Below are 10,610 nucleotides of genomic sequence, written 5' to 3'. Positions count from 1 at the left end.
ACGGATGAATACAATCGCTAAAGTTTCGTATCCGGTTATCAAGGTCGATTCTTCTTCGCTTGATAAAGCGAAAGAAGACATCGGGCAAGGCGCAAGCCAAAGTTGACCGTGAGACCACCCATTTGGGTGGTCTTTTTGCATTTCTTTGCTTCGAAGCGCGCAAGTCCGGATTTGTTCATCGTCCGTTCACTGTAATTTAACGGTAAATTAAGGGCGGTTTAAAGGCAGGCTAAGGCTGGTTGTCTAGGATAGTACAGGAAGACAAATTCCCAACCGAAAGGTGGCAATGCGATGAATGACAAAATGAGTTCGAAACGTCGATCGAAGCTGATGGCTGCTAGCGCGATTGCGCTCACGTTAACGATAAGCGGAGGTCTGTTGTCCGGCAACAGCGCCTTCGCCGCGACTTCCGGATCCACCTCGACCAAGCAGGCCCAAGCACCCAAAGCCGGCGGTCAAGCCGGCCATCGAGGCGGCGGCATGACAATCCTGAAAGGCTACGAAGACAAACTGGCCGCGTATTTAAATCTTGATGCCGCAAGTTTGAAGGAGAAGTTGCAGACGGAATCGCTGGCGGAAATCGCCGAGAGTCAAGGTGTCTCCAGTGATAATCTAAAATCTCAGTTGGTGTCGTGGATGCAGGAGGCGCTGGCGGCACGGAGCGGTTCTTCTTCGGCCGGTTCGTCGGATTCAACGTCGAACATCCGGAAGGCTCCCGATTTCTCCACTCTCGCCGATAAGCTGTTGGACTCCAAGGGCGGCGACATCTTGAAGGGCGGATTCGGTGGACGCGGCAAAGGAATGGCTTTGAACGAAGACAAGCTTGCATCGCTGTTAGGTCTCACGGCGGACGAATTAAAGCAAGCGCAGCAAGCCGGCGAGACGCTGGCTCAAGCCGGGGCGGATCAAGGAATATCCCGAGAAACGCTCAAGGAGAAGCTGGTGGCTTGGATCGAGGAGAATAAGCCGGCTTCGGACTCGGCCGCCCGGAGCGATTCGGCGACAGACGCGAATCGGCCGGCATTCGACGCTTCCGCTTGGGCCGACAAGCTTCTCGACTCGGCAATTGGAGGAAGAGGCGGCGAAGGGAAGATAGGCGCCGGTCTTGGAGTGGACACAGAGGCGATCGCAACCGCGCTTGGTCTCACGGCGGACGAATTGAGAACCGCATTGGCGTCGGGAGAAACGATCGCTGAAGAGGCCGGCAAGCTAGGAGTCGACGTTCAGACGGTGATTGACGCGTTGACCGCGTCTCTGCAGAAGAATCTCAGCGACAAGCTAAGCGCGGGCAAAATCACGCAGGGGCAGTATGACAGCGCGGTCGCGAATCTGACCAGCCGAGCCGAGGCGGTCGTAAACGGACAGGCACGGGATGGCCACGCCGCTTTCGGCAAAAAGGCGAGTAAGAACGGTGCCCAAGGCGATTCTTCAGCAAAAAACAGCACGGCTGACGACAGTTCGGCGGAATAGCGTCATTTTCACGTCAACCCCGAACCCAATCGAACCGTCCGGCGCCGTGATGATATAAAACGCTTTACTCCCACGGAACCCGTCTCTTCCCGCAGAGAGGCGGGTTCTTTCGCGTTGTTGCCCGATTGCCATAAGTTCCAATTCAACAGGGCGGCATGGAACGTTCATACTAAGCGTTACTTCAATGTGAAGGCGTGATGAAGATGAATGCCGGCCGTTATGGAATCTTTTTTCGCTGCTTCGCCGTTCCGTTCCTTATTCTGGTCTTAGCGACCACTTCCCCCGCCGGATGCGCTTCAACCGCCGATGATTTGGCCCTGAAGCTGTCGTCAAGCGGAAAGAATGCCGTTCGGCCGACGGCCGCGGCGGAAACAGAGTTTCGTCCGACCGCGCTCAGGCGGCCCGGCGGTCCGATCCGCGGCATCTACGTATCGGCGGGCGTCGCGGGAAGCCGGCGGATGGATGCGCTGATTCGTCTCGTCAAGGAGACGGAACTGAACGCCATGGTCATCGACGTGAACGGCCCGATCCTGCTGCCGGCCGTATCCTCGAGCGGAACGATCGTCAGACGCGCCCGGGCGACGGAGTCTTTTCGCAGGCTGGTGGACCAGTTGAAAAAGCAGAACATCTATTTGATCGCGCGGGTCGTGACGTTCAAGGAACCGCGATTCGCGCGGGCGGCCCCGCAGCTGACCATGCACCGCCGGGACGGGCGGATCTGGCGCGACGCGAAAGGCTATGCCTGGATGGAGCCGTTCCGGAAGGAAGCGTGGGCCTATCCGATCGCGCTCGGGGAAGAAGCGGCCCGCATCGGGTTCGATGAGGTGCAATTCGATTATGTGCGTTTTCCGGAAAACCAGGCTCGGGTCGATCGGGAAGTCGCTTACCGCAACCCGGAAAGGTGGAGCCGCAACGAAGCGATCGGGAAGTTCCTTCAGAAGGCGACCGCGCGGATTCACCGGGACGGAGCGATCGTCTCGGCCGACGTGTTCGGCATGGTGGCGACAACCCGGTCGGATATGGGGATCGGCCAATCCTGGGCGAAGGTCGCTTCCGCCGTCGACGTCATCTCTCCGATGGTATACCCCTCCCATTACGCCGACGGAACCTGGGGAATCCGTGATCCGGATTTGAAGCCCGGACCCATCGTGGCGCATGCGCTCCATGACGCCGGCAGACAGAACCGGCAGCTGCGATCCGGCGGAAGATCCGCGGCCGAGGTGCGCCCCTGGCTGCAGAGCTTCACCGCATCCTGGGTTCATCCCCACCAAAGATACGGATCGGCTCAAATTCGGCAACAAATTGAAGCCGCCAGAAGGGAAGGAATGACGAGCTATTTGCTCTGGAACGCATCCTGCCGCTACCCGAACTTCTGACGGTCCCGAACAAGCCTTCGGTCAGCGCGAAACAGCCGGTTTTTCCTTGCTTGACAGCCCCCTATGCCTCTGCTAAGATTGCCTATAATCTAATCGGAGAACAACCGGCTCCATAACCTGACAAGGGAGGAAATATCACGTGTGGCAAAACAAATTCGCCAAGGAAGGTCTTACGTTTGACGACGTATTGCTCGTTCCCCGCAAGTCTTCCATTCTGCCTAGGGACGTGGATGTGTCGACAGCGCTAAGCGATTCGGTGAAGCTGAACATTCCGCTGATCAGCGCGGGGATGGATACGGTCACGGAATCGGCCCTGGCGATCGCCATCGCTCGCGAAGGCGGAATCGGCATCATCCACAAGAACATGTCGGTAGCGCAGCAAGCGGAAGAAGTGGATCGGGTCAAACGGTCGGAGAGCGGAGTCATCACGAACCCGTTCTCGTTGACGCCGGAACATCATGTATATGATGCCGAAGAGTTGATGGGCAAGTACCGCATATCCGGGGTTCCGATCGTGGACGGAGAAGGCAAGCTGGTCGGCATCCTGACCAACCGCGACTTGCGTTTCGTGCATGACTACTCGATCAAGATCGGCGGGGTCATGACGAAGGAGAACCTGGTTACGGCGCCGGTCGGAACGACGCTTCAGCAAGCGGAAGGAATCCTTCAGCGGCATAAGATCGAGAAGCTGCCGCTGGTAGATGAGGCGAACAACCTCAAGGGACTTATTACCATTAAAGATATCGAGAAAGCGATCCAGTTCCCGAACGCGGCCAAGGACAAGCACGGTCGCCTGGTGGTCGGCGCGGCGGTCGGCGTCTCGAAGGACACGTTCGAGAGAACCGAAGCGCTGGTGAACGCGGGCATCGACTTGCTGGTCGTCGATTCGGCGCATGGCCATCACATCAACATCGTCGAGATGGTTCGCAAGATCCGCGAGAAGTATCCGGAGCTGACGATCGTCGCGGGCAACGTCGCTACGGGCGAGGCAACGCGCGATCTGATCGAAGCCGGCGCCTCGGTCGTCAAGGTCGGCATCGGGCCGGGCTCGATCTGTACGACTCGCATCATCGCCGGTATCGGCGTACCGCAAATTACGGCCATCTACGATTGCGCGACGGTGGCTCGGGAATACAATGTTCCGATCATCGCCGACGGAGGCATCAAGTACTCCGGCGAGATCACGAAGGCGATCGCCGCCGGGGCCAGCGCGGTCATGCTGGGCAGCTTGTTCGCCGGCACGGAAGAAAGCCCGGGCGAATCCGAGATTTACCAAGGACGCCGGTATAAGTCCTACCGCGGCATGGGCTCGATCGGAGCGATGAAGGAAGGAAGCAAGGACCGCTACTTCCAGGAAGACGACTCCAAGCTCGTGCCGGAAGGCATCGAAGGCCGTCTGCCTTACAAAGGACCGATCAAGGATACGATCCACCAACTGATCGGCGGGCTCCGTTCGGGCATGGGCTACTGCGGAACGGGCACGATCGAGGAATTGAAGAACGACACGACGTTCGTTCGTATCACGGGTGCCGGGCTCCGGGAGAGCCACCCGCACGACGTCCAAATTACGAAGGAAGCGCCGAATTATTCCCTGTAATCCGGACCTCCGCAAGCCGCAGAGAGGGAGTCCCCCGATCTGCGGCTTTTGCCTTGGTATCGGGTATGTTACAATAACTATCGGAGTTATGCCAATTGTTTATTCAAAAGGAGAGAACGCGTGTTGAATCGTTATGTTCCCGCCGCCCGAGTCGCTTTGTCCCCCATCCGACGGTTCACCGCTCTTATACTCGTTTTTAGCGTAGTATTCCTGGCTTTAGGCGCCGGCAGCGCGAACGCGGCCGCGGCCGCGACCACGACGAACGCCGCCTTGGATCTTAACGTCAAATCCGCGATTCTCGTAGACGCGGACAACGGACAAATCCTTTACGAGAATAACGCCGATACGGCGCTGCCTCCGGCTAGCATGACCAAGATGATGACCGAGTATTTGGTGTTCAAAGCGATCAAAGATGGCAAACTAAGCTGGGATCAGGAGATTACGGTCCAGGAGAACGCGGCCAAGCAAATCGGGAGCCGGGTTTTTCTGGCGGAAGGCGAAAAGTATACCGTAGAGAACCTCTACAAAGCGATGGCCGTCGGCTCCGCGAACGATGCGACGGTACAGCTGGCCGAGACGGTCGCCGGATCGGAAGAGGCTTTCGCCAAGCTGATGAACGAGACGGCCAAGGAGTTCGGGATGAAAACCGCCCATTTTATCAACTCCACCGGTCTTGACCGCAGGGATATGCCCGAGAAATACCAACCGACTTCCATCGAAGGCGAGACGGTGATGTCCGCGCGCGATTCGGCGATTCTGGCCGAACGGATTCTGAAGGACTATCCCGACTTTCTGAACTATTCCAAGATTCAGTCGTTTCAATTCCGCGAACGGGACGACGCTCCGGTCGTTAACTGGGACTGGATGCTGGAGTCGAACAAGAACGTCACCAACTTCAAGAAATTCGCTTATCCGGGCGTGGACGGTCTGAAAACCGGCCATACGACGAATGCCGGCAACTGCTTCACCGGTACTTCGCTGCAGAACGGCACCCGGCTGATCGCGGTCGTCATGGGCGTCCCCGGCGACATGAACGACGGCGGGCGGTTCCTGGAAACGGCCAAGCTGTTCGACTACGGCTTCCATAATTTTGAGAAAAAGACGCTGGTCGAGGCGAAAGCGACGGTTCCGGAGAACGAGACGCTTAAGGTGAAGAAAGGCGTGCACAAGAGCGTTCCGGTCGTCACCGCTTCGGACTTGACGATCATGGTTCCGAAGGGACAAGCTCCGACACCTACGGTGAAGGAAGTGAGGCCGGCCGCAAGCCCGCTTGTCGCCCCGATCAAGCAGGGAGATACGGTCGGCACCGTGACCTATACGTATAAGGATCCCGCCACGCAGCAGGATAAGGCGGTCACGCTCAATCTGGTCGCCTCGGAGGAAGTAAAGAAGGCGGGCTGGTTCAAGCTGCTCATGCGGGGAATCGGCGATTTCTTCGCGGGCCTGTTCAAAGGCATCGTTAACCTGTTCTAGAAACCGGTGAATTTTCCCCGGAATTGACGAAGGGTCGTTGTCTAAAGACGGACCTTCCTGTAAAATTAAAGGTTAGAATGCTCAGGAGGCGTGAGGAAAATGGAAACAGGAACTTCGAGAGTCAAACGCGGCATGGCTGAAATGCAAAAAGGCGGCGTCATCATGGACGTTATGAGCGCCGAGCAGGCGAAAGTAGCCGAAGCGGCGGGCGCTACCGCCGTCATGGCGCTGGAGCGCGTGCCTTCCGATATTCGCGCGGCCGGCGGGGTTGCCCGCATGGCCGATCCGACGATTGTCGAAGAAGTCATGAAGGTAGTCAGCATTCCGGTCATGGCCAAAGCCCGGATCGGCCATTACGTCGAAGCCAAGGTGCTGGAGTCGCTCGGCGTCGATTACATCGACGAGAGCGAAGTGCTGACGCCTGCGGACGAAGTGTTCCATATCAGCAAGAACGAGTTCACCGTTCCGTTCGTATGCGGCGCCAAGGATCTGGGCGAAGCGCTGCGCCGGATTCAAGAAGGCGCCTCGATGCTTCGTACGAAGGGCGAGCCGGGAACGGGCAACATCGTGGAAGCCGTCCGGCATATGCGCCTGATCATGGGCCAAATCCGTCATGTTCAAGGTTTGTCGAAGGACGAACTGTATCATGAAGCCAAGACGCTTGGCGTTCCTTACGAGCTGCTTCTTGGAGTTCACGAGACGGGGCGCCTACCGGTCGTCAACTTCGCCGCCGGCGGCGTAGCGACTCCGTCGGATGCCGCGCTGATGATGCATCTGGGCGCGGACGGCGTGTTCGTCGGCTCGGGTATCTTCAAGTCGGACAATCCGGAGAAGTTCGCCCGCGCCATCGTGGAAGCGACGACCCACTACGACGATTACGAGCTGATCGCCCGCGTGTCCAAGAACTTGGGAACGCCGATGAAAGGTATCGAGATCTCCAAGCTCGATCGCTCCGAACGGATGCAAGACCGCGGCCTGTAAGCCGCTTGGGGAAACGTTCATCAGTACCTGCCCGGGCGGCATCGCGACGGTTGTTAGCAGCCGATGCGATGCCGCCCCGGTCGGTTTTTTTCGAACAAACGGTTTGGCAGCGAGGAAGAAGGAAGGGAACGACGAATGAATATCGGAGTACTGGCATTGCAAGGAGCCGTCGCGGAGCACATCCGCAGCATCGAACTGGCGGGCGGAACCGGCGTCGCGGTGAAGCGCACGGAACAGCTTGCGGACATCGGGGGCCTGATTATTCCGGGCGGCGAGAGCACGACGATCGGCAAACTGATGCGCAAGTACGGCTTTATCGAAGCGGTTCGCGAGTTCGCTGCCGAGGGCAAACCGGTCTTCGGCACATGCGCCGGCCTCATCGTGCTGGCAGAGCGGCTGGAAGGCGGCGAGGAGCCTCATCTCGCGCTGATGAACATGACGGTGGCGCGCAACGCCTTCGGCCGGCAGCGGGAGAGCTTCGAGACGGATCTGGATGTCAAGGGGATCGATACGCCGCTGCGCGCGGTGTTCATTCGCGCTCCGCTCATTCGGGAGGTCGGCAGCGACGTCGACGTTTTATCGGTCTATAAAGACGAGATCGTCACGGCCCGCCAGGGACATCTGCTCGCTTGTTCCTATCATCCGGAGTTAACGGACGACTATCGGCTGCACGAGTATTTCCTGAACATGGCGAAGGAAGCGGCCGAAGGGAAGACGGGCCGATAAGACGCTTTTGGACTGCCGGCCGACGGCGGTCGAACGCAAATCCATAACGCCCGAGAACGGGAAAGGGGCTTTTCAGATCATGTTGGACGTGAGATGGCTGCGGAACGATTACGAGAAGGTCGCTGAGGCGCTGCGCAACCGCAACGCATCGCTGGACCTGATCGTCGGCTTCCCGGCGTTGGACAACGGCCGCCGCGAACGGCTCGTGGAGAGCGACGCGCTCAAGAACCGGCGGAACGTCGTGTCGCAGGAAGTGGCCAAGCTGAAGAAGAGCGGCGGCAACGCCGACGAGCTGATCGCCGAGATGCGCAGCGTGAACGATCGGATCAAGCAGCTCGACGATGAAGTGCGGGAACTGGAAGAGCAGATCGAAACGCTGATGCTGGCCGTGCCGAACGTGCCGCATGAGAGCGTCCCGGTCGGAGCCTCCGAAACCGACAACGTCGAGATTCGCCGGAACGGAGAGGTTCCGTCGTTCGACTTCGAGCCGAAGGCGCATTACGATCTGGCGGACGAGCTTGGCATTCTTGATTTTGAAGCAGCGGCGAAAGTGACCGGTTCGCGGTTCGTGTTCTACAGAGGACTGGGCGCCCGGCTGGAGAGGGCCCTGCTTAACTTCATGATGGACCTGCATGCCGACAAGCACGGCTATGAAGAGATTCTGCCTCCCTATATCGTCAACCGGGACAGCCTGCAAGGAACCGGTCAGCTTCCCAAGTTCGAAGAGGACCTGTTCAAGCTGGAAGGCAGCGATTACTACCTGATTCCGACGGCGGAAGTGCCGGTGACGAACCTGCGCCGCGGCGACATTCTGTCTGCGGACGAGCTGCCGGGCAAGTACGTAGCGTTCAGCGCTTGCTTTCGTTCGGAAGCGGGAGCGGCGGGACGGGATACGCGGGGCCTGATTCGCCAGCATCAGTTCAACAAGGTCGAGCTGGTGTGGCTGGCCGCTCCGGAAGCGTCCTACGACGCGCTGGAGACGCTCACCGGTCATGCCGAGAAGGTGCTTCAGCTGCTGGGACTGCCGTATCGCGTGCTGACGTTGTGTACGGGCGACATGGGCTTCGGTTCGGCTAAGACGTACGATCTGGAAGTGTGGCTGCCGAGCCAGGACACGTATCGGGAAATTTCCTCCTGCACCAATTTCGAGGATTTCCAAGCCCGCCGGGCCGGCATCCGCTACCGCAAGGAAGCCGGGGCGAAGCCGGAATTCGTGCACACGTTGAACGGATCGGGTCTGGCGCTTGGCCGAACGGTCGCCGCCATTCTGGAGAACTACCAGCAGGCGGACGGGACGGTCGTCATTCCCGAAGCTCTGCGCCCGTATATGGGCGGAATCGACACGATCGCGCCTCGCAGGGGTTGATTGCGAAAGCGCGCGTATGATATGATAACGGGGCGGTCTTTGCCTGCAAGGGCAAGCGGACTGCCCATATCCGGAGAGATACCGAAGCGGTCATAACGGGGCGGTCTTGAAAACCGTTAGGGTGCAAGCCCACGTGGGTTCGAATCCCACTCTCTCCGCCATAGAAGCAGATTACACCGATTCCTGTATAACAGGGATCGGTTTTTGCGTCTATGGCGGAGTGGGATTCGAACGGGCCGTTAAGCGGACATGCCAAAAGGCATGTTCGTAGGCCCCGGCGTGATAGTCGCAATTGTTGTGGCCGTACGAATAGTACGGTCGCGCTGCGACGGAGCGAATCCCACTCTCTCCGCCATAGAAGCAAATTACACCGATTCCTGTATAACAGGGGATCGGTTTTGCGTCTATGGCGCGAGTGGGATGAGAACGGGCCGTAAAGCGGACATGCACAGCAGTCGAGTGCGTTTTTTTTGTGTTCATGACCGTCAGAAAAAGACCCCTCGGTATAGGGGTCTTTTGTGCTCTCATGGCATTAGGAGTTGATCCGCAGCAATATTCTTCCGCGGCCATGTCCTGCTTCGCTTCTCTCTAGTGCTTTGTTGGCTTGGTTCAGCGGGAATATGGAATCGATCTCCGCTCTGATCGTACCGTCGGAAATCAATTGTGCTACGGTCTCCAAATTCGCGTAGGTTGGAAACTTGGTGTTAAATTTAGCTGTAATGCCATGCTTTTGAGCGTTCTCTTGGGATGGAGGCTGCGTCAAAGCGACAAGAATTCCGCCCTGCTTCAGAACGGCCCATGATCGATTCTCGATGTCTCCCCCAATGGCATCGACGACGAGATCCACTTCTTTTACGACATCTTCGAAAGCTGTCGTCGTATAATCGATGACTTGGTCCGCACCCAAAGCCTTGACGAAGTCCAGGTTAGAGGTCGAAGCGGTGCCGATTACGTTGGCTCCCTTCCATTTGGCCAATTGAACGGCGAATTGTCCCACTCCGCCGGCAGCGGCATGAATGAGGACCGTTTGACCGGCTTCCAGCTCTCCTTCGGTAAACAAGGCTTTCCATGCTGTATCTGCACCGGCCCTGATCGTTGCCGCATCCTCGAAAGAGAGACCGTCCGGTAACTTTACGAGTTCATCCATTGGAGCAACAGCATACTCCGCGTTAGACATTGTCTCAAGTTTATTCACCTTAGCAATGCCATAATCCGCATAAGCTCCAACTATCATTCCGAAGACGCGATCGCCGTTCGTAAATTCGGTCACTCCTGGGCCGGTCGATTCGATCACTCCGGTTGCGTAAAACCCTGGAATGTAGGGAAGTGTTTTGGGGAATACGTTCTGCACCCATCCGTTGCGAATTTTCCAATCAAGCGGGATGACGGCTGCATAATGGATTTTGACAAGTACTTCTCCTGCCAATGGGTTAGGGCGTTCGACCTCTTCGAGTTTCATTACATCCGGACCGCCATACTCATGAACAAGAATTGCTTTCATTCTGGACTCGGACATCTGATTACCCTCCGTCACTTATTGTTTTTTTGAGCAATAACATGTGTTGAATGTAGTATACTTACTAAAGTGGAGATTTTGTAAGTACGCACTTTTTCGTGACAT

Annotated in this window: 8 protein-coding genes and 1 tRNA gene; 8 read left to right on the top strand and 1 reads right to left on the bottom strand. The window is 57.6% G+C overall.

All coding sequences use genetic code 11. From position 1 onward, the window contains the following. Window positions 1–291 precede the first annotated feature (291 nt). The 8 genes from H7C18_RS24120 to H7C18_RS24085 all read left to right on the top strand — a co-directional run bounded on the left by H7C18_RS24120 (window position 292) and on the right by H7C18_RS24085 (window position 9,150). On the top strand, window positions 292–1,470 hold the full coding sequence (locus H7C18_RS24120) for a hypothetical protein (protein ID WP_185131657.1): 1,179 nt from the start codon (window positions 292–294) through the stop codon (window positions 1,468–1,470). 203 nt (window positions 1,471–1,673) lie between these two features. After that, window positions 1,674–2,846 carry a putative glycoside hydrolase gene (locus H7C18_RS24115; protein WP_185131656.1) on the top strand — a complete coding sequence of 391 codons (1,173 nt, stop codon included), beginning with the start codon at window positions 1,674–1,676 and terminating at the stop codon, window positions 2,844–2,846. Window positions 2,847–2,985: 139 nt separating this feature from the next. Continuing rightward, complete coding sequence (gene guaB / locus H7C18_RS24110; protein ID WP_185131655.1) at window positions 2,986–4,443, top strand: IMP dehydrogenase; 1,458 nt, start codon at window positions 2,986–2,988, stop codon at window positions 4,441–4,443. Between the two features lie 120 nt (window positions 4,444–4,563). Beyond that, window positions 4,564–5,916, top strand: coding sequence for a D-alanyl-D-alanine carboxypeptidase family protein (locus H7C18_RS24105; RefSeq protein ID WP_337913898.1), 1,353 nt, complete (start codon window positions 4,564–4,566; stop codon window positions 5,914–5,916). Between the two features lie 99 nt (window positions 5,917–6,015). After that, window positions 6,016–6,897: a pyridoxal 5'-phosphate synthase lyase subunit PdxS gene (gene pdxS, locus H7C18_RS24100; protein ID WP_185131654.1), complete on the top strand. Its 882-nt coding sequence runs from the start codon at window positions 6,016–6,018 to the stop codon at window positions 6,895–6,897. A 135-nt stretch (window positions 6,898–7,032) separates the two neighbouring features. Further along, a complete protein-coding gene (gene pdxT / locus H7C18_RS24095) occupies window positions 7,033–7,623 on the top strand; it encodes a pyridoxal 5'-phosphate synthase glutaminase subunit PdxT (protein WP_185131653.1) in 591 nt (196 codons plus the stop codon). A 79-nt stretch (window positions 7,624–7,702) separates the two neighbouring features. Beyond that, window positions 7,703–8,989, top strand: a complete 1,287-nt coding sequence (gene serS, locus H7C18_RS24090) for a serine--tRNA ligase (protein WP_185131652.1) — start codon at window positions 7,703–7,705, stop codon at window positions 8,987–8,989. Between the two features lie 72 nt (window positions 8,990–9,061). Further along, window positions 9,062–9,150, top strand: a tRNA-Ser gene (locus H7C18_RS24085). A 371-nt stretch (window positions 9,151–9,521) separates the two neighbouring features. Here H7C18_RS24085 and H7C18_RS24080 read toward each other — a convergent pair. After that, window positions 9,522–10,505: an NADP-dependent oxidoreductase gene (locus H7C18_RS24080; protein WP_185131651.1), complete on the bottom strand. Its 984-nt coding sequence runs from the start codon at window positions 10,503–10,505 to the stop codon at window positions 9,522–9,524. Between the last annotated feature and the right edge of the window lie 105 nt (window positions 10,506–10,610).

It is taken from the genome of Cohnella zeiphila, assembly GCF_014212055.1.
In the GTDB taxonomy this organism is placed as follows: Bacteria; Bacillota; Bacilli; order Paenibacillales; family Paenibacillaceae; genus Cohnella; species Cohnella zeiphila.
Note: the sequence above shows the minus strand (reverse complement) of the source record. Positions and strands in the feature narration are given on the sequence as shown.

Bases quoted from the DNA above. Each gene is read 5' to 3' on its own strand.
- serS (WP_185131652.1), top strand. From the start codon at position 7,703: ATGTTGGACGTGAGATGGCTGCGGAACGATTACGAGAAGGTCGCTGAG.
- H7C18_RS24120 (WP_185131657.1), top strand. From the start codon at position 292: ATGAATGACAAAATGAGTTCGAAACGTCGATCGAAGCTGATGGCTGCT.
- pdxT (WP_185131653.1), top strand. From the start codon at position 7,033: ATGAATATCGGAGTACTGGCATTGCAAGGAGCCGTCGCGGAGCACATC.
- H7C18_RS24115 (WP_185131656.1), top strand. From the start codon at position 1,674: ATGAATGCCGGCCGTTATGGAATCTTTTTTCGCTGCTTCGCCGTTCCG.
- H7C18_RS24080 (WP_185131651.1), bottom strand. From the start codon at position 10,505: ATGTCCGAGTCCAGAATGAAAGCAATTCTTGTTCATGAGTATGGCGGT.
- pdxS (WP_185131654.1), top strand. From the start codon at position 6,016: ATGGAAACAGGAACTTCGAGAGTCAAACGCGGCATGGCTGAAATGCAA.